Below are 25616 nucleotides of genomic sequence, written 5' to 3'. Positions count from 1 at the left end.
TATAAGGTAGTAGTGGCGAAGACACCGTCCAAGTAGCTTGGCTTTGTAACCACCTATGATTCTATCGTTTAGATAGTATTAAGTCGTTAGCCACCAAGAATCCCCTTGCTTTAGCTATGGGGAGTGTGTCAATTATAAGAATCTATTTAAATTAGTGTGTTATATAGTGAGTTATGCATATAGTGTGTTATACATATAGAGAGTTGTACATATAATGAGTTTTAAAATATAAAATCTGAGATTTATAGATGATGTGGTTAGAAGTAGATAACAGGGGTAGAATCAGTAGATAACATAACATAAAAAAGAAGTTGCATCGAAAGGAGAAAAACTCTTTAGAGATGTAACTTCTATTGCAATTAAAGTTATGTTATATTGATAAAATTATTAAATTAACAAAATGTTTGTATCAAGGTAACTGCTTATTAATGAAACTATTAAATTGATAAATAAATAATCAGATACTTTATATAAATAAAGTTGTTTTAGTATTTAATTTGATTTTATTATACTTACTTTATATGTATGATAGCCTATATTTCCATTTCTGGAATTAGGCTTCTCATAGCCTCTATAGTTGTTTGTATAAGTTTGTCAAGTTCCCAATCAAGCATTTCTGCACCACTTCTTATAACGTCTCTAGAACAGCCAGCAGCAAAAGACTTATCTTTGAATTTCTTTTTAACAGACTTTAATTCTAAATCAGATACACTTTTTGAAGGACGCATTATTGCAGCAGCACCAATTAATCCAGTAAGCTCATCTACAGCAAATAAAACTTTTTCCATAAATTGCTCTGGTTTAACATCTGAGCCAGTTAATCCATATCCATGACTTACAGTAGAATCGATTATTGACTTATCTAAATCAAGTTCAGTCATTAATTCTCTTTGCTTAACACAATGTTCTTCAGGATACATCTCAAAGTCTAAGTCATGTAAAAGTCCAACGATTTCCCAAAATTCTACTCTTTCAGGGTCGTATTCTTTTGCATAATATCTCATAACACCAGATACAATTTGAGCATGTCTTATATGAAATTCTTCCTTATTGTATTTTTTTAAGATTTCCCATGCTTGTTCTAAATTTGGCATGTAACTCATTACTATCACTCCTCTAGCTGAATATTTTGAATTTTTATAAAGCTTGTTTTTAATTGATTATATCAATCAATTTCCAATACGTCAACACACTAATACATAATTTTGCGCTTAAATTCAGAAATTAGTGAAAATTAAAATTTTATCAGTGTATATGACACATTCGTATATTATGCTACAGTTATATAGTTTTGTATGTTTTGTAAAGTTAATACTAAAATTAAACATAGTAATGCATCTATGAATATAAATGTTATACTGATATTATTTATGAAAAATACAATTAGATATATAATAAAATCTCTATTTGTTGTACTTTGCACTTTTGTCTTTTAACATTACTTTTGAAATAATTGCTATAAAGAATGTAACTACACCAACGCCTATGATAATAATGTAAACTCTATCTGATAATAAATCAAAAAGTTTACCATATATGACCTGACCAAGAGGCATTGCGGCGGCTGTTCCTGCAAAAAGTATTGCCATTACTTTTCCTAACAGTTCATTTGGAGTTTCTAATTGAGTGATTGTTATGGCAAATATTGAGATAATTGTTGTCATGAAAAATATTAACATAGAGGATATTACAAGAATTAAAAATGGTACTGCCAACCCTGTTTCTAATATAGATGGATATACTGAAAATGCCATTGGAATAAACATCAGTGCACATACACAAAGATATATATATAAATTACTAATTTTTAGATGTTTAGAGAACATGCCAACACTTATAGCAGCTACCAGTGAACTAAATGATATTGCTCCCTGTGCGGTACCATATAAGGTGTCATTAGCACCCATTGTTATTTTTATTATATAGGGGATACCTACAATTAGCATTGAAGTTAAAAAGAGATTTAATGCCATTGCTATAAATAATATTTTCAATAGAGTAGGATTTTCTTTACATATGTGGATAACACCATCTTTTATATCATTAAAGATAGATTTTATGATATTACCAGACTGTTCTTGTTTAACAAAAGGCATCTGAATAAATATTTCCATAATCGCTGATAAAAAGAAGCTTATACAACTGATAATTACAATAGCATTAATTCCAAGAATGCCATATAAAACACCACCTAGCACAGGTCCAGCGATATTTGTAAGAGATGCAACTCCAGCTACTATACCATTTGCATTCATTAAATTTTTACTATCAACTAGGATAGGTGTACTCGACTGAACAGTGGGTTGATACATCGTACTTATTACTGAAAGTAGGGTCATGATAATTCCTACAAGCAGTATTGAACCTTTATTGTTAAATAAAAATAATGCTAAGACTAGAACAGTTAAACTACTTGAAAAATCAAAAATAACCATTAAATTTCTTTTATTAAATTTATCTGCAATAGCTCCACCAATAGGGGAACATATTATAATTGGAATTGAAGATACTGCAAGTATTGTGGCAAATATTCCTGCTTTTCCTGTTATATCAAGTATGTATAGAGATAAAGCGAATTTAAGTATTGAGGCACCAAACAGCGAAATTATTTGACCTAATACCATTAAGTTGAAGTTTCTGTTGAAAGTATTTAGTGATTTTGTCATATATACACCTACCTATCTAAAATTATTAAAATATTTATAATAATTGTTATAACACCAATTACTATTGGAAATGTTCTTTTTATCTTAATTCCTAACACTATCAAAAATATAGAAAATATTATAGATAGAATAGAGTAAAAAGGCATAAGTTCACTACCAGGGTCTACAAGTTTTGTATGTATGTTTAATTTTTCATTTACTTTATATATAGCATCGTTTAGTTTTTGTATTAGTTCAATCATAGAGACCTCCTAAAAGAATTTTAAAGCAATTTTAACAGAAAAACAAAATTTGCTATTTTGCTGTGTAATTCAATTTATTTGTTTATTTAATTTGTTTATTTAATTTTATAGTTACTTATTCTACATAATCATTTATTTTACTTATATAATCTAGCAAAATTAGCACATCATATTATTCAAACATGTCATCTACAAGACTATCTATCATGAAATCAAATACTTCAAAATAGTTATATCCAATATCTTCTTTTAACAGTAGACTTGATAATAGAGCATTACAAACACCAAAGGCTTTTTCTTTCTCTATTTTTAGTTTAAAATCATATTTTTCAATTAAATCGTAGAAGCTTTGTATATTGTTATGTTCAAGCGTTGAAACCATATCTTTAGGTAATTTATTTAAAAAAGCAATAGAATCAGAATCTCTAGGACAATATAAGAATGGGTTTTTGTCATATAAGCGATATAACATCTTTAAAGATGCTACAAATCCTTCTTTTGCAGGCATATTATTCAATATTTCGTATATTGATGATATAAGTCTATTTTGAATTCCATTTAATACTTCAAAAAATAACTTTTCTTTTGAGTCAAAAAATGTGTAAAAAGAACCTTTTGCAATTCCTGCTTTTGAACAAAGTTCGTCAATATTAGTTTTTTTATATCCATATCTAGACCAGTGGTTTTCACATTCTAAAATTAATCTTTCTCTTATATTGTTTTTTTCAACTTCTGTAAAGCTTTTAGCCATATTTATCAATCCTTTCCATAAGCATGTATTATGTATGACTTAAAAAGTTTTTTTAGTCATACATATATGATATTGTCCATTTATAAATTTGTCAAGTATAAAGCTATTTATATTTATGTTATTTTTAATTTAAAAAATTAAACTATAGATTGTTTTTCAGTTAAATAGGTTAATAAATCATATATAAATTGATAAAGATAACTAATTTAATGAATAGATAAAAAGAGAAGTAGTAAACAAAAGTAGTTAGGATACCTTAAGAGAGAAGTATTTAAATTGCAGGGATATATTAAGATAAAATCACATAAATTACAAAGATACTTAAATTAAAAAAAATACTGATTATAAATTTTTTTTTGAGGTAAACGTTTATGAAAAAAAGAAATGTTTACATAACAAATAAATGGCTATAATTTAAATACATAATGTTATATCACAGAGAGGAATAAAAATATGTTTAATGAACTTAGAACAGAAGAAAATGTATATAAAAATTTAATAAATGGAAAATGGGTAGAATCCAATTCAAAAAAACCAATAGAAATTTACTCGCCAATAGATAATTCACTTGTTGGAAAAGTACAATCTATGACAAAGCATGAAGTAGATGAAGCTATTAAAAATACAAAAGAAAGTATGAAGGTATGGTCTGATATGCCTGTATATAAGAGAGCTAATATATTTCATAAAGCAGCTGACTTATTGATAGAGAATATGGATGAAATAGCTAACATATTGGTACTTGAAATAGCTAAAGATATAAAATCTGCAAGAGCAGAAGTTGAAAGAACAGCAGATTTTTTAAGATATACAGCAGATGTAGGAAAGAATATGGAAGGTGAAGCTATTAGTGGTGATAATTTCCCTGGAGGAACACGCAATAAGATGTCTTATGTTTCAAGAGTTCCATTAGGTACTGTCTTAGCTATATCTCCATTTAATTATCCTGTAAATTTATCCATGTCAAAGATTGCACCAGCACTTATTGGTGGAAATGCAGTTGTCCTAAAGCCTGCTACACAAGGAGCTATTAGTGCACTTCATTTAGTAGAAATTATGAGAAAGGCTGGTATACCAGATGGTGTACTTAACACAATTACAGGTAGAGGTAGCGAAATAGGGGATTATGTTGTAACTCATAAAGGAATCAACTTTATAAATTTCACTGGTAGTACTGAAGTTGGTCAACATATATCCAAAATATCTAAAATGGTACCATTATTATTGGAACTTGGTGGAAAAGATGCTGCTATTGTATTAGAAGATGCAGACTTGGATTTTGCAGCCAAAAATATAGTGGCTGGAGCTTACTCATATTCAGGTCAAAGATGTACAGCAGTAAAGAGAATTTTGGTTCAAGAGAGTGTCGCAGATAAACTAGTTGAAAAAATAAAACCGTTAGTAGAGAAGTTAACAGTTGGAAATCCAATGGATGAAGTAGTTATTACGCCTCTTATAGATAACAAATCAACTGATTTTGTTCAAGGATTAGTTGATGATGCATTGCATAAAGGTGCAAAATTAATAACAGGTAATGTTAGAAAAAATAATTTATTCTATCCAACATTGTTAGATAATGTAAGTGTTGATATGAAAATTGCTTGGGAGGAACCTTTTGGACCAGTACTTCCGATTATAAGAGTTAAAGATATAAATGAAGCAATTGAAATTGCCAATCAATCAGAGTATGGACTTCAATCATCAGTATTTACAAGTGATATTGATAAGGCTTTTTATATAGCTGATAAGCTTGAGGTTGGTACTGTTCAAATAAATAATAAGACTGAGAGAGGACCAGACCACTTCCCATTTTTAGGTGTGAAGGCATCTGGTATGGGAACTCAGGGCGTTAAGTATTCAATTGAGGCTATGACTAGACCTAAGGCAGTAGTAGTAAATGTTAAGGGGCTGTAGACTGCTTATAAAAGAAGTAAAAAAAGTAAAGGAAATAGAAGAAATAAAATAAGTAACTAGAAATGTAAAAAAATAACTAGAGGTATGGATAAATAACTAGAAATATAAAGATAAAAGTATAAATATATAAAAATTAATATAAAGGCAGGATAAAGTGGAGGTATTAATTTTCTCCACTTTATATTTTGTTTTTTAAGATAAATCGATACATTTTTATATTAGCAAAAAATTAAATTTAAATTTTAATTTATAAAGTATTAAATTTATCTGTTATTTTTACAAAGTATAGATATTCATATCATTAAGAATATTAATATAAGAATTTTATAGTTAAATGTGCATTTAAAAATACAAAGCTATATAAAATAATTTCTATTATTTATTCTTTATTTTAGAACGAATCATGTCATATTGCTAATTAGTATATTTAAAATAAATATCTTTTAGAATGAATCATTTTATACCACTAATTAGTATATTTCTGAAACATAAGTTTTTCAAAATCCTTTATTGGTAATGGTTTAGAAAATACATAACCTTGTAACATATCACAGTTTATTTCTCTTAAAAAGTTTTTTTGAAAATTAGTCTCTATTCCTTCAGCTACAGTGGTCATATTTAACTTTTTTGATAAATCAATTATAGAAACAATTATATCTCTTTCCCGTTGAGAATCTAATCGTTCTGATTTAAAAAATGCTCTATCTAATTTTATAGTATCAACATAGATATCTTTAAGCATATTAATTGAAGAATAACCACTTCCAAAATCATCAATAGAACATTTAAATCCATTTTTATGAATCTCATTTATTATTTCACTAAACACTTTAACATCTTTAAATACAATCGTTTCTGTAATTTCAATTTCTATAAGATGTGGAGGGATAGAATACTTTTCAGCTATTTCTTTATATGCATTAATAAAATCTTTGAATGAAAAATGATAGCGAGACATATTCACAGAGATTTTTACTGCATTTAATCCACTATCAATCCATTTTCTTAAAGTACTACAAACTTCTTCAAACACATATAAATCCAATTGTACAATGAATCCATTTTTTTCAAATAAGGGAATAAATTCATTAGGAGGCATTATTCCTTCAACAGGATGAACCCATCTTACTAAAGCTTCTGCACCACATATAACTTGGGTGGATAATTCTAGTTTTGGTTGTAAATAAACCTGAAATTCTTTTTTCTCAAGTGCCTCATACATTCTGTTTTCTATATTCTTTTCAAGTATAAGTTTTTCTTTATCTGATTTACTATAGAAATTAAAAATACATAGCTCATGATTTTCAATATTCTTAATAGATTTAGAAGCTACATTTGCTCTATCTTGAATCTTTGTTATTTCCAAAGAAGTGTCATTAATTATATAGGCACCAGCAGTAAAATAGAGCATATATTTATAATCTTTGTTATCATTGAATCTATTAATATGTGTAACTATTGCGTTTAATCTGGAGTTGATATTTTTTTTATCTTCTTTTAGAAGAAGAGTAAAGTTGTCAGCAAAAATTCTAGTAACAAATTCACCTTCATTTAAATGTAATTTTATACAGTTGTAGATATATTTTAAAAGCTTATCTCCAGCAATATTTCCTGCTAAATCGTTTATTAATTTAAACTTTTGCATATTTAGCCAAACAAGAGTGTATGTGCCAGCTGGTGACAAACTTATGATTTCATTTGCTATTATATTAAACTGTGTGCGATTCATTCCACCTGTAGTCTGGTCAGTAAATGCTAGTTTTTCTAGTTCCTTATTATTTTCTTCAATAATTTTGTTTTGCTCAACTAATTTTGTAACATCTGAGTATATCAAAAGATAGATAGGTTTATCATCTTCCCAATCTATACATTCAGCTATGACTTGCATATGTACAATTTCACCTTTAAGATTCTGTGGAGAAATTGGAAAGCAAATATATTTTCCATTTCTAAAATCATCATAATATTTATAAATAGAGTCGAGGTAAATTTCTGAATTTATATCTTCTATTAAAAAATTTACTTTGTTTTTAAACATATCAAAATACTTTTTATTTGCATCTAATAGTTGGAAACCAAAATCAGTAACTTTAAATTTAGCAATAAGACCTGGAAAATTATTGTAAGTTACAGTTTGTTCTATTTGAGTCAGCATTTGTCTTGTAATATCAACCATGACAGAGTAGGAAACAGGGAATCCATCAACAACTTCTCCAGTTAAAAACCCCATTAATTTTATCCAAAGTTTTTTCCCATTACGATGTCTCATACGACCAAGGTGTTCGTATTTTCTCTCTCCCTTAGAGAAAGCTTTTGCGACATTATTCACAAGTTCATTCCAATCATCTGGATTTTCTTTGTAGAAAAGGTCACACTGGTTATGAAAAAGAGATTCATATTCCTCTTTTGTATAACCAAACATTTCATAATAACGATTATTAGCCCAAACCACAGTGTAATGTTCATCAATTAGATGTCTACTTACGCTTACATCTAATGCGTTCATTAAGAAGTCGTATTCAATATTTGTAAAGTCTGTGTCTTTTGACATTATCGGGCCTCCTCCACAATATACATTTTTTATAGATTAATTTCAATTAAGCAAAAACATAATATATAAATTATTAATAATTTATATATTATAACTAGAGATGTAATAATAGTTTTATTTGACTGTTACTTATTTTTAAGCTTATTTTCATACATCAAGGAGTCTGCTTTTGCTATTAAAGTTTCAGTATCAGATATTCCGTCCCATTCAACTAGTCCATAACTAATAGAAAGTGTATAAGGGTAATCTTCAGTGTTACTTAATTTTGATAGTTCATGGTTAATATCAATCATTATTTGCTCTGCTTGGGAAGTAGTTATCTTGTATAAAAGAAATAAGAATTCATCTCCACCATACCTAAACAATAAAGATTGTTCTATATTTATACATTTTTTTATTATTTGAGCAGTAGTGGATATGTATTTATCTCCAAACTGGTGTCCAAATTTATCATTTACAATTTTTAAATTATTTAAATCTGCAAAACATAAAGTAAATTCATAGTTATTAAATCTCCATTCTGATAGCTTTTTATTTGCAAAAGGCCTATTATAAAAACCAGTCAATAAGTCTTTATATACAGTATCACTCAATCTTTTAATTTCATCTTCTATTTTTAGACTTTCCAAATAATCTAGTTGGTTTTTAATATCATAGCCCTTAATTTGAGTGATTCTAAAGCTATATTTTTCTGCAATATAGTTACCTATTAAAACCATTATGGATGATTTAATTCCATATAACTTCAAAATTAATGTGTTTTCAACAGTATAGTATACCATTAGACTCAGGCACAAATATAGATACATTACAAACATAAGACTCAGTAAAAAAATTAAATTTTTTTTATCTTCTAAGATATTTTCAAAGCTAATCTGAGTATTTTTATAAATTTTATAATAAAAATATAATCCTGTAACAATAAAACTAAATGCTATAGGAAATACTCTGTAAATATTTGTAATAGAGTTACTATCAAATAAATATGCTGGCATATCTAAGACTATCGAAATTAATGACCTGAAAAATATATTTATTGACAGACCAATAATAGTACAGTTTAATGAATAAAAAAAGGCTTTTATGTTAGACATGGAGTAAGTTACTTTAATCTGTGTAAATAAAACTAACATAAAAATTGTCCAGTTTATAATTAAATTTAACCTTAGATAGGTACAGATTAAAAAAATTGAATAATTAAATAAAGAATATATAATATATATTTTATATTTGTTTTTAGAGTTATCAGTTATAGCATCAAGATATTTAAAAAAATTATAGTGATAAAGATAATAAGATAAATAACATGGTAACGTTGTTAGGATAATTATCATATACATTTTCATTTTAGTTTTTGTTCTTTCTATGATTATTTTGTTTATCAGTATACATTCTAATATCTGCAGTATTAATAATTTCTTCTAGAGTCATTTTATTTTTACTGGATACCTCTACAATACCATAACTAAAAGATATCTGATTTTTCATGGTATTACGTATTTTATCCATGACTTCTTTTGTAATATTTTCACTATATTGAGGCATAATCACTATAAATTCATCTCCTCCTATTCTAGCAAATATATCTTCTGTTCTTAAATTGTCAATAACTATATTTGAGAAGCTAATAATGTAGCTATCTCCAGCCAAGTGTCCATATGTATCATTTATTGTTTTTAACTTATCCAAATCAATATATACTAATGAAAATAATAACTTATTATCAATATAAGATTGCATTTTTTCAAAAGCAAATTTTCGAGTATATGCTGATGTTAAATCATCAATATTAGCCTTTTTATTTAATAAGTCAACTCTTAATAATTGTTCATATTTTGTTATTTCTAATTTATGGTGTTCTTTTTCTAAATAAATATTTTTTTCAATAGAATATATATGATTAATAAATATAATTATTTGTAAAGCTAATAATATATTACTTCCAATTATAAAGTAGGAAGTTAAAGCCTTTGGAGGTGAAAGTATAACCTGTATGCTGTCAAACAAGATATATCCTATAGCAAACCAAATAAACTTTGAAAACAAATTAAGTTCTATATTATTTTGAACTAATATAAAAACATGTTCTTTTATTTTATCTATACAATACAACAAGATAAAAATTAAAGTATAAGCTATTAAAATACTAATTAACCTATAGTATGTATCCATATATAGGGTATATAAGCTTGTATTTTCCAAGAGTGATATTACACTTAAAGTAATAAGGTGAAAAATATAAAAACTTATCACTGACATATTAGATATAAAGTATTTATTAGCATTTTTATTATTTATTAAAAATGCCTTATGATTCATTAGATGAAATAATATATAAAATAGTGGTAATGGTAATTTTGTAAACATCATTATCAAAAAAATTAATGGTTTTATTAAAAATATTGATTTATAATTTTTATATGGTGATACAGTTTTGTTTTGGGCAGATAATATTCTGCATATATAAATATTACAGAATTCAATTATTGATATAATAGCTATAGCTAAAAAAATATAGTATTTCATAGTAAATCCTCTTTTAAAGTGAAATTGTGTTTAATTAAAATAGAATAAGTCTAATGTATTCAAATTTTGCGAATCTTAGTTGTATATCTACAAATTGCTTTAATATGATTATATTTTTTTATCATATGTGTTTATGTTATAGAGTATTTCAATCTTGTTCACCCATTTTATATTACTACCATAATTCTATCTGCTTATTCTGTAAAATAAGTTAAACCATTTCATTGTTAAATATATGTATATATTCATTAGAAATTTGCATTATTGACAATTTTCTAACTTATTTATAAATAATGGTAGGATATTTTACAGTGTTATAAGATTATAAAACTTAGACCATATATATAAATGGTTCATAATAATTATAGTTTATAGCATAAAAATAAGCAACTATTTTAAATTATTAAAGAGGAAAAAATATGAAAAAAAAACCACAGTATTTAATTATTTTTCAATGCTTAATTCAGCAAATTTATACAGGCAAAATTGTAGTTGGAGATAAACTCGACTCCATTCAAAAAATGTCTAAAGAATATATGGTATCAAAAAATACCATAAAAACAGTAATTAAAATGTTATCAGAAGAAGGTTTTATAGAAACAAAAGCTGGTGCTAGACCAGTATTGATTCATAATGTAAGTGAAAAATTAGTGGAATCTGAATTGGTGTATGAGAAAATTTTGCAAATAGCAGATATGTATCAAGTTTTTAGCTTAATATTTCCTGCGCTTGCTGTTTATAATATAGAGCGATTTACATCAAAAGACTTGCAAGAATTATATGATATTATCAGCTATATGGAAAAAAATAATTCAAACCATTTTATATTTAGAGAGCAAAAACTAAAATATATAAATAAACTAATCAGCAAGTCAAATAATTTACTTATTCATTCTTTTTGTGATATTATTCAGAGTAATGTAATGGTTTCACAAATAACCTATAGTATTGATAAATTAGATGATAGTTCTGTAGATTTTTTTCGAGATAAGTATATTGAACAAATAAAGCAGGTTTATTTATATGTATTAAATAGAAATTTTACTGCACTTAAACAATTATTAATTTATATGTATGAAAAAAATAGGGAATTTACTTTGGAAATTGTAAAAAACCGTATTTCACAGGAGAAAGCTAGAGATAATTTTAGTTCTATGGCATTAAAAAATTGTTATCTATATGATTTAATTGTTTCTGATATCATATCTCAAATTTTTGAAGGAAATCTTAAAACAGGGGATTGTCTACCATCTATTAATTCTGTAATTAGTAAGTATAATATATCTCTTCCAACAGTTAGAAGTGCATATAATGAATTAAATGAATGTGGAATTGCTAAAACAATTAATGGAAAAGGAACATATATAACTCTTTTTTCTGAGTATACTGATGATTATATTAAAACAAAAGAAGGAGCTAAAAGATTAAAATTGCTTTTAGATGCTATGGAGTTTGTTACAATTACATTAGAAGATGTGGTACTTTTAGTGGGTGAGAATATAGATTCTGTGGTGATAGAAAATATAGAAGCTCATTTAAGACATTTACAAAAGAATTCTGAAGAATGCAATATCTATCCAGATTTCGTTTTGCTATGTAAAATAGTGGATTGTTCAGAAATTTATATAATGCAAGAAATATTTATGCATTTAAAGCAATATATTGTATTTGGGATTTATATAGAGCGATTTTTTCCTGAAAAATACCCCGAAATTTTAAAAACACGTTTCGGGATATGTTTTGAAATATTGATGTACTTAAAAAAAGGTGATGTTAAAGGATTTTCAGTAGCATTTTCAAATCTTTTTAAGAAGTCTTTTCAACAATTGAAAAAATGTTATGTCTATATAGAAAGTATAATAGAAGAGTGAAGTTAAAAGTATCATTAAAGACAATATAGAGATAGTATAAATTTTATTTATCTTGTACGTATAATAGGCTAGATAGTGGATGTTTTATGGGTGGAGCAGTTGAAAGCATCCATTATTAATTTTTAAATGTTTATTTAACAACAATACATATTTTACTATAAAAAAAGGTTCACTCTAATTAGGGTGAACCCTTTTTATTATTTATCAGAATTAGATTTTTTATTTATATGGGATAAATAGTAACTGTCATCAAAAATAATTAACATACACTCTAAAATTATTATAAAATTTCCAACTCCATATACAGTCCAATATTCTTTAAAATGAAGGTAAATCTCCCTTCAATGCTATTAGATTTGTAATAAACGCATAGAATTAGCACTTCTAAAAGCAGAACCTCTACTTAAATATCTATCATAAGCCTCTCTATCGTATTTAGTTATATATGTACACAAACCTTCTTCATAATTATCTCCTTCAAAATCTACAAAATGAGATAAATACATATATACTACCTCATCATTGTATTTTGGAGCTCCTACCTCTTGATTTTTTCTAGCTGCTGACATAGCATATGAATTTGCTGTTGTTGCTACGAAAAAAGTAGTTGCTAGTGTTAAACTTAATACCTTTGATTTAGTTTTTTTCATTTGTTTTCCCCCTCAAATAACTTTACATTATCCTACGATTTAATTATTTATAGAATTTTTATCAACTTTATACTTATGCTTTAAATTAATAGTAATAGCAATTGCTGTTGCTATTATAAACTCGCTTAATATTACACCTGGATTCCAAATTTCAAAATAGAAGTGTCCAATAATATATATAGCGAATGCAATTAAGTATGTGGCTAGACAGCTTAATACAATAAATAAGATTTTATCCTTTTTTATTTCCTTTTCAACTAACTGCTGTTGCTGTTTTTCTAGAATTTCTGTTCTAATTGATATCTCATCTATTTCAGATGGCTTCAAAAGATAATCTATTGTAACATTAAATATTTCGCTTAAAGCAATTAACTTTTCTGTTTCTGGAACAGATTGACCTGTTTCCCATTTTGATATACTTTGTCTTGATACATTAAGTTGTTCTGCTAAATTCTCCTGAGATAGATTATTTGCTTTTCTTAGTTTTAAAATTTTTTCAGATATATCCATTTTATTTTCCTCCTCAATATTTCTCAATCTTTATTCTAAAATATTAACAAATATACAAGTTGCACACTATCAATCCTACTATGTTTTTTGTCAACTTTGAGTTGCATCTTTGTAATAATAGGCATTTTATATAAATTTTATTATTTGATAAAGTAGCTTAAAGTTATGAATTCAAGAAAATTTTAATATCTAAGTATAGTACAGGGGATAAAATTAGAGGAATGAATCTTTTGGTATAAGCTTAAAATATTACTAATTACTAAATAAAACTCCCAAGCTCATTTGAATTTGAGAGTTATTTATTGCAAAACTAGACAAATTAACTGGAATGGAAAAGAAGAAAGTGCTATTCCATTTGTAACAAGTGAACCCCTACCTGTTGTTCCAGTTGAGATAAATGGAAAAAGAATAAATGCTTTTATTGATACTGGTGGTGCAATGTTTGTTGCGGATAGTAAACTTACAAAAGAGCTTGGTATTAAAACAGCTTCAAAGAAAGAAGGTACATTCCAAGGAGGTAATATCGTCGAAGTTGGTTTTGGTCAAGTTGACTCACTTACTATAGGAGATGTAAACATGAAGAATGTCCCTGTAATGATGGGTTCATTTGAGGGATTTGAAGAAGCATTTAAAGGTAATGCGTCAAATGTTCATGGCGTTATTGGTACAAGTGTATTGAAGGAATTTATACCTACAATTGATTATTCTAGTGGCCAGTTAGTATTAAGACCTAGAAATGAAGTAGGTATGGCCAATGCCAATAAAATGCTTGCCAACGATAAAGTATTAGAAGAGATTCCATTCACGCTTGCTTCTACTCATTACATGTATGCTAAAGGTTCAACAAATCAGAAAAGTGGAATGAACTTCTTTATGGATTCAGGGTTTGCTAATGGAGAAGATGCTGGAATGCAACTACCTAAAGAAACAATGGACTTAGCTGGGATTCCAATGCCTGAGTTAAAGTCAGCTTCTGAAGGACAAAGTAGTGGAATGGGAGGAAGTGATTATAAAGACGGTACTTTTGAAATCTCATCATATGGTCTAGGTAGCTTGCAACTGGAAAATGGATTTGGGAACTATACAACAGGTGAGGAATCCAGATATTATGAGGAAGTTGGATTCTTTGAAGATGGTTTGATAGGTCATAATTATTTGAAAAACTATAAATGGTCAATTGATTTCGATTCTAGGAAGATGACTTTCAGTAATCCTAAATAGTATATAGACTAAAGACTAAACAGTATATAAATAAAACTTAGTTAACACTGCCTTTTATTGTAAAAACTATTATTAAAACATTACATGTATTTTAACAACACGACAGTACAAGAGATGTATTGTCATGTTGTTTTATTTATAATATAAATTATTTGTAAACCATTTAATTATCTTAATCATCATTCAAATTTATGTTTACTTGTATAGTTACCAACACTTATATGATATTGATTAAATCTAAAAGAATGTAGGTTTAAATTAGATGATTCTGTTTTCCTTTTTTTATGTTTATGTATAGTTCGATTCCTAAAATAATTATTTTAACATTGTTGAAATAGAAACAAAAGTTTAATATAATATTGTTAATGCACTAACGGGTGGGAGGACAGGCTATGAATAAAGAAGAACAGGTCATAATGGGTTTCAGGGACTTATTAAACAAGATGGTTTGGCTTAATAAATTTAAGATGGAAGAAAGTCTTAAAGGTTATAAATCTTCTGAAGTACATTGTATCGAATACATTGAAAGAAATGTAGATTGCAACGTGACAAAGCTTGCAGAGCACTTTTATATGACTAGAGGTGCAATAAGTAAGCTAACTAAGAAACTCATAAAAAAAGGAATTATCGAAAGCTACCAGAAGTCTGATAACAAGAAAGAAATTTATTTTAGACTTACTGAACAGGGAAAAGCAGTTTATAAAATTCATGAGGGACTGCACAATGAGTTTCAAGAACGTGATAAAGCTGTATTTGAGCAGGTAACTGACGAACAATTTGATATTATGATTAGCTTTGCGGAAAATTACAATAGGCATCTGGATGCAGAAATAAAGAAACAAGGTATAATATTAAGTCAAAATAAATTAGAATAAAGAAATTGAAACTATAGACAGCCCAACTCTATTGAGAACGGGCTGTATTTTTATTGCTATTATTTTGTTGACAAGGAAACAAAATGGTGATACGATAAATATGTTTCCAAGGAATCAAAATAATAAAGAGATAAATATATTCCCTAGGAGTTGAAGTAATAAAAAAAAGAATATGTCTCCAAGGAATTAAAATAATGAAAAAAGTAAAAAAGTAAAAAAGTAAAAAAGAAATAGAAGGAATGTGTTCCTGAAGGAAACCAAATTATACTTTTTGAGAGGAGGATTTAAGTGTTTATATTTAAATCAAATAATGAACAGAATACAGAACAAATTGTAAATAAAAAGGCTTTGATATTTGGTCTTATATCTGCGTTTCTTTGCGGAATCGGGTTCACTATCATAGCACCTGTTGTTCCATTCTTAGTGCAACCTTATACAAATAGTCCATCAGAACAAGCTATAGTTGTTACAATGCTAACTTCTGTTTATGCAATCTGCGTGTTTTTTGCAGCTCCTGGGCTTGGAGCTTTGAGCGACCGATATGGACGTCGTCCATTACTCTTATCATGTCTTTTGGGTTCTGCAATAGGGTACTTAGTTTTTGGAATAGGAGGAGTTCTATGGGTACTATTTGTTGGACGTATAATAGAAGGTATAACAGGTGGTAGCATAAGCACTATCTTCGCATATTTTGCAGACATCACTCCTAGAGAATATCGAAGCAAATACTTTGGATGGGTGAGTGCCTTTTCAGGTGTAGGCTGTGTTATTGGTCCAACTGTAGGTGGATTACTTGCTAAGTTTGGTTATTCTGTACCAATGTATTTTGGGGCAATAATAACTTTATTGAATGTTATTTATGGATTCTTATATATGCCTGAGAGCCTTGATAAGAAGAATAGATTAAAGGAGATTACACTTGTAAGGCTAAATCCATTTATACAGCTTGCAAATGTACTTTCTGTAAAAAACTTAAAAAGGCTACTTGTATCAGCATTCTTACTTTGGATACCAAATGGGTCTTTACAGTCTGTCTTTTCACAATTTACAATAGATACTTTCAATTGGAAACCCGCGCTAATTGGACTTGTATTTTCAATTATGGGTATCCAAGACATCATTTCACAAGGTTTTATAATGCCAAAGCTTTTGAGAAAACTCAGTGATGCACAGATAGCCATTCTTGGAATGATTTCGGAGATTATAGGTTACAGTTTTATTGCAGCATCGGCATTGTTTTCATTCTATCCTATTTTTATTGTTGGAATGTTTATATTTGGTTTTGGCGATTCTATTTTTGGACCTTCATTCAATGGGATGATATCCAAGTCTGTCGATTCTAGTGAACAGGGAAGGATTCAAGGGGGTAGTCAATCTATTCAATCTTTAGCGAGAATAATTGGACCTATCATTGGAGGTCAAATCTATGTGTCTCTTGGTCATGCGGCACCTGCTTTTATGGGCATGATACTTATAGCAGTGGCAATATCAGTTTTGTATAGGGGAACACATGCAAATGTATAAACTTTGTAAAATCTAATAAGTAAAAATTCAATTTATGGAGCAGTTGATTTTAATAGATTGACTGTTTTTTTGTATTATATTATTTTTAATTAAATAAATTTGACTTTCAAAGTTTTTTATACAAACTATTTGTCCAGTTATGCACTTTTATCGACTAGTTACACGAATTGTATTGAATATTTAGAAAATTGGTACTATTATATAAATAAATTTAAACATATAAGGAGGTTTTTTATATGAATATTCATTGTGGAGGATGGTCAAAGTTTAGAGCAGTAGAAAAAATAATATAAAGTAGAAAATGTAATTAGATATAAAATAAAAAGTATAATCAGATATATAAAATAAAATTACTGTGTTAGTAAAGGCTATATTTTACAAGCACAGTTATTTTAACATTAAAAAATTTTATAAACAAGGGGGAAGATACATGGAAGAAAAAAATCAGCTTTTAGAAGAAATCAAAATCCTATTAGATGAAGGGAAAGTAGCAATAGATAAGGCTATAAATAAGAATCTAATTTTGATTCTTGGAGGCACAGGTTGTGGGAAAAGTACAGCAATTAATTATCTTGCAGGATGTGAAATGAAGGAAGTAGAAGATGAAGATACTGGTATCTCATATATTGAATGTGTAGACCCTGTTGCAGAAATTGGTTCAGGAGCTGTTTCACAAACTTTGTATCCCAATATTGTAGATATGAGAAGAGAAGTAGAAGGAATGGATGCAAAATTATGTGATACTGCAGGATTCAGTGATAACAGAGGTGTAGCACATGACATTAGTGCAGCAGTTTCGTTGGGAGAGGTGTTTAGAAATTCTGCATCTATATGTGGCGTAGTTGTACTAATACCAGAAGCAGATATATTAGAGGCTAGACTTACAAAAGTACTTGATTTATTTCAACAATTAAATATGTGTCTTCATAAAGAGAATTTTAGAGGAAGTATTACTTTCTTTGTTTCTAAAAGCTTTTTAGGAAGAACAGAAAAACAAATATATAATGTGATTAGAAAAAAATACGAACAATTGTGTGAAAGTCCAGAAAATAATATACAAGATAAAGCTTGGTTATTTGAAGAATTGCTAAAAGGAGAAGGAAAAAATATTCATCTTTGTAAACCACTTGAAGCAGAGCAAAGAGAAGGATTATTAAAAGAAGTAATAAATTTAGAAGAAGTAAAAGATAAAACATCAGCATTCCAATATCCAATCAGTGCAGATGCAAGATTAGTTTTAGATACATTAATAAAAGATATTCAAGGTGGTATAGTATCTAGACTAGAAGTTTATGTTAAGGAATATACAGAAGACTTTATTGAAAAGGTTGAAAGAGTAACAATGATTCAAGAAATGTCAAAATATGATAGAGTAGTAGACATATTTAAAGACTGGTTAGAAAGTTCAGTTAATACAGCTAGTATTACTTTAGATAAATTTATCAATTTATTGTCAGGAGAAAGTGGATTATTCTTGGAAGACACATGTATAAAGTTACAAAATGAGATAAAGAGAAACTTGGGTATAATTAAAGACTTAAATAAATATACAGACCATGGAGATGCTGAAATTTCACTATCTTCTGTATATATGGAATCTATTATAGAAAAAACAAGTAAAAGTATAATGGAACAAAAATTTATTATTATAAGAAAGAAAGTAGAAGAGATTTTAGTTTCTTATGAGGTACAAAAACAGGTATGGACATTATCAAATAGAGATAAATTGATGGAAGTTGCAAATAAAACAGATTACATATATAGTAAACGTGATTTTGAGCCTATTTTAAAGAATCTTACAGATAGAAATAGTGAAGAATTAGAAGAAAATATAACAAGATTAAATACCTATGGAGAAAAAGGTAATGAAATAATTAGAAATCTTGTAAGTAAATATATTTTAACTCCATTTATAATAAAAACATTTGAACTTAAAAACAAGACAGTCATAGAAGTGAAGGCACTAATTCCAAACTTAGTAATAAGTAGTGTTCTAGAGGCTTTTAGAAATAGAAAAGTGGGAGAGGATGTCTCTACAATTATGTTTTCAGCTAAAGATACTATCTATATGGATGATAATCTTGGAATGGATTTTGCATCAGAAAAAAATATCATTATTTCTTGTAAGAATCTTGATGTAAGTAGTAATGCTAAGATTAATGTAAGTGGAAAGAGTGGAAATATTATAGATAATTCTATATATGGAAGAAATGGTGAAGATGGTAGAGATGCAGGAAATATTTATTTATATATTAAAGAAGAAATTAAAAACTATCGCCTTACACTAATAGCAAATGGAGGAAATGGTTCAAGAGGAACAGATGGTAAAGATGGTGAGACTGGAAGCACAGGTAGAAATGGAAGTGATGCAGGATATACAAGTAGTTTCCATGGAAAAATGTTTAAAGGTTATTTTGCATCAGGAACAAGTGGTGCAAAAGGAGATAATGGAGGAAAAGGAGGAAATGCTGGAAGAGGTGGAAATGGAGGAAGTAAAGGAAATATCTACTTCTTGGCAGATTCAGATGAAAAGAGAGCTAAGTTAATCAGCTGTTGTGATATAACAGTAAGAGATGGAGAAAGAGGTCCAGATGGAAGACCAGGTTTTGGTGGAAATGGAGGAAAAGGAGGTCATCATGGTTATAATACACTTTCATTTTCTCCAAGTGCTATAGATTCCACTGTATACTATACAGGATATTTTACAAGTTGGGATTATAAGCTAACTGGTATTGCTAGTTATCGTATAACTTTTGAAGGTGGAAGTTGGAAAGAAGGAAAAGAAGGTCCATCAAGAGAGTATGCTGATTATGGAGATAGAGGAGAATCTGGAGGATATAATAATCCAAATTCTAAAGTATCAACAGCAGTTTTAAAAGTAGAGGAAAGTTTTGTTAAAGAGAAATATCAAAACTATTGTGCTGAAGTATAGAAAGGGATGAACACATGGCAAATGAATTGTACAATGGAATCATAAATCTTTTAGAAGATGGAAGGCATGAACTGGAAAGATACAATTTAGGAGAAAAATCGATTTTGTTATTCCTGGGTGCTTCAGGAGTTGGAAAAAGTACTTGTATCAACTATTTAAAAGGTTGTGAGATGGAAGAAAAGACAGATGCGGAAACTGGACAAGTATACATCACAGCTAAAGATTCAGCAGTTGATATTGGAAATGGTGTATATTCTAAGACTTTATGCCCAGAAGTTGTAGATATTGAAAATAAAGCATTTTCTTTATGCGATTGTCCTGGTTTTTTTGATAATCGTGGAGCTGAATATATGATTGCAGGAGCAATGCTTGTAAGAGAAACTATCTCTGCATCTTCAAATGTAAAAGGGATAGTAGTCATTTTAGACTACCAGTCTTTACTGGACTCTAGACATACACTGTTAATTGATACAGCTAAAAACTTAAAAGATATGTTTAATGAATATACACAGTATAAGGAAAATTTTTTCTTTCTTATCAATAAAATACCTAAGTCACCTAGTAGTAGTGTAACAAAAGAAAAAGTTAGAAATATACTGAAAAAAGTAAAAGAAGACCTAGATAGCCAAGAAAAAGATTATGAAGGTTATAAAGAACTGGTATATCTGTTAAATGTGGTACTATCAGATAATGTGTCTATAGAATTATGTAATCCGATGGACACAAAGCCAGAAAATCTATTGGGAGAACTAGAAAAACTTCCAAATACTTTCCAAAAAACTGATATGGGATTAATGCTTACTGCCTCTTGTAAAATAGAGATACAAAAAGCTGTTGATATAACATATAAAGAACTAGAAAAACTTCTAGCTCCTTATATAGAAAGTGTAAAAAAGGCGTTAGAAGATTCTATTTCTATTTTATCTTCTATAGAAAATCTAAAAGAGAAAAAAACTCAGTTGGAACAAATGAGTCAGAGCTTAGGAAAAACAAATAGTATTGAAGGACTCATGAGATTTGTGCAAGAACTTTTCTATGGTGATGGTGTACAAAAAGTAAACATATTAGAAAAAATACGCCTTGTTTTAGAGCTAAATAGTTATTGTAGAGAAACTAATATTGTCGGTCTAAGTGAATTGTTAAAATCATTATTAAATACAACGCTAGAAGACACTTTAAAATGTATTAAATACTGGATAGCAGAGAAGGAATTGGAAGAGGAAGAAGCTGAGAAACTTCTAGATGAAGAATATAGAAGAGAAAAAATTCAAAACTGTACATATATAAAATCATATGAAAAAGACAAAGTACTTTCTATATATATTCCTGTACCTAAAGTGAATTTATCAGATTTGACTAAAATCATATCTGGCTATAAACTTAATGAATTATCATCTATATATATGTATGGAGAGTGTGAGCTAAAAATAGATTGTGATATGAAGAAGGATGTTTTCTCAGGTAAAAACATAGTTCTATTAGTTGAAAAATTATGTATACCAAAAGGTTCTTATTCAATTAATGTTTCTGGAAATGATGCAAAAAAATTGGATGGAGAAAGTTCTATTTATAACGGAATGAATGGCAGAGCTGGAAATAATGCAGGAACTTCAGGCGATATTTTAATATCTTTTAAACATATACAAAAAGAAGGCGAACTTAAGCTTTATGCTGATGGTGGACAAGGTGGAAACGGCCAAGATGGAAAAGTAGGAGAAACAGGAGCATCCGGAATAGCTGGAGCAAATGCAAAACTAGGTTCTAAGCCAGAGAAAAAAGAGTTTACTAAGGAGAAAGATACAAAATACTATATAGTAGAAGCAGAAAAAGGAAAACAAGGAAATACTGGAGGAACAGGTGGAGATGGTGGAAATGCTGGTCTTGGAAGTAAGGCTGGACAGATTTATCTCCTTGGACAAGCAACAGTACTAAAAAATTCTATAAACCAAAGAGACGGAAGACATGGCTTAGCAGGAAAAGGCGGTTCTGGAGGAAAAGGTGGAGCTGGAGGTCTTGGAGGAATCCGAGGAATTTTTGAAGAAACAATAAGATATATAGGAACTTCTGTTCCAATAGATGATAGTGACAGAAACTATTACTATTTTGATAGATATGTGATAGGTCGTGGTTCAGACAGTAAGGAAACAGCAGATGATGGAAAGGCACTAGATGCTCTTTATGCAAAACACAAGGACTGGACAATTAAAAAACTTGCAGACTCAGGTCTAGATGGAGCAGATGGAAAAGAAGGGCATCCTGGAAAATCATTAGTAGAAAACGCATTGCTAAAGCAGGAGTATTCTCTATCAATGGATACATTTTTCTATCAATTCTTTGAAAGATTTGGTTTTTCTGGAAGTAAAGGATATAGAAACCTTAAACTTTTGTGTGCAGTAGGAATTTTAGAAGCAGATATTTTAGAAATTTCACATATTTATGAGATTTTTAATGCAGTTGAGAAAGTGGAAATGCAGTTAAATAGAGAAATTCTTCAGAAGTATTATAAATTTGATAAGAAAAATAAAGAAGTAATTTCACTAGATGATATGCATACAAAGAAAGAGTTTTACCAAGAAGCAAAAGAGATTTATGACTATCTTATAAATAAATTGATGCAGTCTAATAGAATAGAAGCTTTTGTAAAAGAAAATCAGAATTTTAGTGAATGGAGCATGATTTTATTTGCATTAGAACAGAAAGCAGCATTTTATATGCAGATGATAGAGGAAGATGAAATTGGAGGAAATCGTGTTACAGATATTCGAACTCTGACAGATTATCTAGAGAAGACTTTAAAAGAATTGGAACAAGGAAAAAAAGATGAATTAAAAGAAGCATATTTCAATACATATAAGGAAAATGTCTTAACTCAAATTGACTCAGGAAATCAACAAATAGAAGTTTTGAAAAAAGAACTTGAAAATAAAATGCTTTCTGTTGGAGCAAAAATGAATCTTTTGATTCAAGAAATTCTAAAGATAAAAGAAGATGAAAAAGGAGACATAAAGAAATTAGAAGAAAAGAAGGAAAAACTTCAGGAACAAATGAAAACACAGCTAATTCTTTCTGGAATACAGAGTGCGTTGAGCTTACTATCATCATTAAGTGGTATTGGTCAAGCTTGTCTGGGAGCTTTTGATAGTGCAAAATCTTTAAAAGAAAATCTTTCAGCTAAGGAAGAAGAGTACCAATGGACTAACAGAATGGTTAGTTTTTCAGATTTCAAAATGGATTCTGAAGGTATGAGTTTTGTCCTTGGAGCTCAGTTAAATGAAGATAGAAAGAATGCTTTAGGAGCAATGACAAATAAATTAGTTGGTGTCGATGATGGAAAGATAGATAATTTTAATAAAATTAAAGAGATTATGACTAAGTCTTTAGATAATAATGACTACCAAGGGAAAGATAATGACATTGTAGCAGCAAAAAATGGACTGGATGAAGGCGAGTATGAAAAGATATACACAAACATTCAGAAAAAAGAAATGGGTATGTTGGAAGCAAATTATAGTAATAAACAACAAAAAGATAAGTTGGCTGCACTAGAGAAGTGTAAAGCATCTATTGAAAGACAGCAAAGAACAGCAACTATTAAAAATGTATTAAGTATTGGTAGTGCAAGTTGTTCTTTTATCAATACAGCAATTAGTAGTGTTAATAATTGTCTAAATGTAAAAGCTAGTTTTGAAGATAAAATAAAAGTAGTCAAAGATGCGATTAAGACAAAAGAAGATAATATTAAAAAACTAGATAGTTTAAATACTCAGATGGCAGAGTTCAAAGATAAAACATTGAAAGAATCTATTATACCATTTGTAGACGGATTTGATACTATAGTTAAAAATCAGGATATTTTTGAAAATGAGATAAGCAGACTAAAAATGAAAGATGTATTAACTGAATTAATTAAGAAGTTTGAAAGCTTGAAAATGGAAAATGCAGAGGATATTTCGGGAATTTTCAAAAAAGTACAGGACATGATGGATGCTCAGATTATTATTACTGACAAGATTGACAAGAAAAAAGACAATCTTGCAATGGGAGAACTGATTTATCACATGTCAGACAGTGGTAACCAAATGAATGAGTATCAGAAAAAGCTTATTCATCAAATTGAATTGAATCAGATTAGATATTTGTGCCAAGTGGAGGCAGCAGCTTTTCAATTATGGACGTTTCCATTTGGAAGCAATATAGTAAATATCTTAAATAGATGCCATGTAGGAATAACAGAAAATGAAGATGAGGTGCTAAAGCAGGCAAAGGAACAAAATAGACAAATTAAAGAGTTTTTAGCTCAAGATACTTATCAATGGCAAAAAACAGATAATCATATTTTGAAAATACCATTAGCAGGAAGTTTGGCTGGAAAATCACGTGTGGGATTTGAAAATACATTTTCTTTATATGATTGTGATGAAGAAGAAGTGAAAAAGCTTTTGACAGGAGAAGAAATTAGCTTTGAAATTCCAATAAATCAAAAATATGATGCAATGAAATATGTAACTATTTATGCAAATATACCTAATCTTAGACGAAATATTTTAGATGATAGTTTAAAAATAAATGTACATATGCATTTATATGATAAAGGATATTTTTCTCTGTATGATGATAACAAAGATATGTACTATCAATATGTATTTCCACAAAATTATATCGATATTACACATGGTTTGGATGTTAAATATAGAAAAGATGATGATTCAGATTCAGTAAACTCTATATGGTCTTCAATAGAAGATAAAGGAATAGAAAAGTTTAAAAATGCGGGATTAAACTCTGGTAGAAGCCCGTATTCTATGGCTAAACTTTCTTTGAAAGCACATTTTAATAAGAAGCTTTCTTATGACTTATTGACAAGTGAGCAAAGTAAAAAGCTAGAGTCATATTTTGATAAGAGTAGTAAAGATGCATGGAATCAGAGTATAGAGAGCTTTAAAAAACTTGGATATATTGATAAAAGAGGCGTCTTGCTAAAAAACTGGTCTGAAATCAAAAAGGATATGGATAACAGTGGAGAAATTATGAAGTATTTCTCTGTATTACAGGCTGATTTGTGGGAAAAAATTATATATGAACAGATGAGTATACTGAAAGAGAATATACCAAATCTAACAATTGAGTTTATTGGTTGTGGTATTTATGTAGAGTCTGAATTTAACTATCTAAAACAAAATGAGCTAAAATGCTATGAACAGAGATTGATTGAAATATAGCAGTTTGAAGTGAGATTTAAGGAAGGGTGTTTTTAGTAGTGAAGTAGAAATATTATGGAAATTTACCTTTAGTATTGAGTAGTATTGAAAGGTAATATTGAATAGTATTAAAGTAGTGTTGAGAGGTAATATTGAATGGTATTAAGCAGTATTGAATAGTATTG

General features: G+C 28.5%; 16 protein-coding genes. 7 read left to right on the top strand and 9 right to left on the bottom strand.

The window, feature by feature from the left end; all coding sequences use genetic code 11:
* Nucleotides 1-533 precede the first annotated feature (533 nt).
* The 4 genes from KGF46_RS13235 to KGF46_RS13220 form a co-directional block, all read right to left on the bottom strand.
* Nucleotides 534-1103, bottom strand: coding sequence for a hydrolase (locus KGF46_RS13235; RefSeq protein WP_227433591.1), 570 nt, complete (start codon nt 1101-1103; stop codon nt 534-536).
* 300 nt (nt 1104-1403) lie between these two features.
* Nucleotides 1404-2666, bottom strand: coding sequence for an MFS transporter (locus KGF46_RS13230; RefSeq protein WP_227850491.1), 1263 nt, complete (start codon nt 2664-2666; stop codon nt 1404-1406).
* An 8-nt stretch (nt 2667-2674) separates the two neighbouring features.
* Nucleotides 2675-2908, bottom strand: coding sequence for a hypothetical protein (locus tag KGF46_RS13225; RefSeq protein ID WP_227828810.1), 234 nt, complete (start codon nt 2906-2908; stop codon nt 2675-2677).
* A 172-nt stretch (nt 2909-3080) separates the two neighbouring features.
* Nucleotides 3081-3659: a TetR/AcrR family transcriptional regulator gene (locus tag KGF46_RS13220; RefSeq protein ID WP_227828809.1), complete on the bottom strand. Its 579-nt coding sequence runs from the start codon at nt 3657-3659 to the stop codon at nt 3081-3083.
* Between the two features lie 453 nt (nt 3660-4112).
* Between KGF46_RS13220 and KGF46_RS13215 the strand changes: the two genes are divergently transcribed.
* Nucleotides 4113-5573, top strand: a complete 1461-nt coding sequence (locus KGF46_RS13215; RefSeq protein ID WP_227828808.1) for an NADP-dependent glyceraldehyde-3-phosphate dehydrogenase — start codon at nt 4113-4115, stop codon at nt 5571-5573.
* Between the two features lie 466 nt (nt 5574-6039).
* Here the strand turns inward: KGF46_RS13215 and KGF46_RS13210 are convergent, their stop codons facing one another.
* From KGF46_RS13210 to KGF46_RS13200, 3 genes are all read right to left on the bottom strand, one after another.
* Nucleotides 6040-8124, bottom strand: coding sequence for an EAL domain-containing protein (locus tag KGF46_RS13210; protein WP_227828807.1), 2085 nt, complete (start codon nt 8122-8124; stop codon nt 6040-6042).
* A gap of 125 nt (nt 8125-8249) precedes the next feature.
* Entirely contained in the window at nt 8250-9257 is a 1008-nt protein-coding gene (locus tag KGF46_RS13205) for a GGDEF domain-containing protein (protein ID WP_227862033.1), read from the bottom strand.
* Between the two features lie 214 nt (nt 9258-9471).
* Nucleotides 9472-10650: a GGDEF domain-containing protein gene (locus KGF46_RS13200; RefSeq protein ID WP_227854769.1), complete on the bottom strand. Its 1179-nt coding sequence runs from the start codon at nt 10648-10650 to the stop codon at nt 9472-9474.
* Nucleotides 10651-11069: 419 nt separating this feature from the next.
* On the opposite strand from KGF46_RS13200, the gene KGF46_RS13195 reads away from it, so the two are divergent.
* Complete coding sequence (locus KGF46_RS13195) at nt 11070-12521, top strand: GntR family transcriptional regulator (protein WP_227828804.1); 1452 nt, start codon at nt 11070-11072, stop codon at nt 12519-12521.
* 350 nt (nt 12522-12871) lie between these two features.
* Here the strand turns inward: KGF46_RS13195 and KGF46_RS13190 are convergent, their stop codons facing one another.
* The gene (locus KGF46_RS13190; RefSeq protein WP_227828803.1) at nt 12872-13171 is read right to left on the bottom strand and encodes a hypothetical protein; all 300 of its coding nucleotides are present in this window, start codon (nt 13169-13171) and stop codon (nt 12872-12874) included.
* A 39-nt stretch (nt 13172-13210) separates the two neighbouring features.
* Entirely contained in the window at nt 13211-13681 is a 471-nt protein-coding gene (locus tag KGF46_RS13185) for a helix-turn-helix domain-containing protein (RefSeq protein ID WP_227828802.1), read from the bottom strand.
* A 288-nt stretch (nt 13682-13969) separates the two neighbouring features.
* Here KGF46_RS13185 and KGF46_RS13180 point away from each other — a divergent pair, with 288 nt between their 5' ends.
* From KGF46_RS13180 to KGF46_RS13160, 5 genes are all read left to right on the top strand, one after another.
* Entirely contained in the window at nt 13970-14902 is a 933-nt protein-coding gene (locus KGF46_RS13180) for a retropepsin-like aspartic protease (RefSeq protein ID WP_227828801.1), read from the top strand.
* Between the two features lie 392 nt (nt 14903-15294).
* Entirely contained in the window at nt 15295-15777 is a 483-nt protein-coding gene (locus tag KGF46_RS13175; protein ID WP_227828800.1) for a MarR family transcriptional regulator, read from the top strand.
* Nucleotides 15778-16065: 288 nt separating this feature from the next.
* Complete coding sequence (locus tag KGF46_RS13170; RefSeq protein WP_227862032.1) at nt 16066-17301, top strand: MFS transporter; 1236 nt, start codon at nt 16066-16068, stop codon at nt 17299-17301.
* Between the two features lie 430 nt (nt 17302-17731).
* Nucleotides 17732-20233, top strand: a complete 2502-nt coding sequence (locus KGF46_RS13165) for an ATP-binding protein (protein ID WP_227862031.1) — start codon at nt 17732-17734, stop codon at nt 20231-20233.
* A 14-nt stretch (nt 20234-20247) separates the two neighbouring features.
* Entirely contained in the window at nt 20248-25452 is a 5205-nt protein-coding gene (locus tag KGF46_RS13160; protein ID WP_227862030.1) for a GTPase, read from the top strand.
* Nucleotides 25453-25616: the final 164 nt, after the last annotated feature.

The sequence above is a fragment of the Clostridioides sp. ZZV14-6153 genome, assembly GCF_020657855.1.
GTDB lineage: Bacteria > Bacillota > Clostridia > Peptostreptococcales > Peptostreptococcaceae > Clostridioides.
Note: the sequence above shows the minus strand (reverse complement) of the source record. Positions and strands in the feature narration are given on the sequence as shown.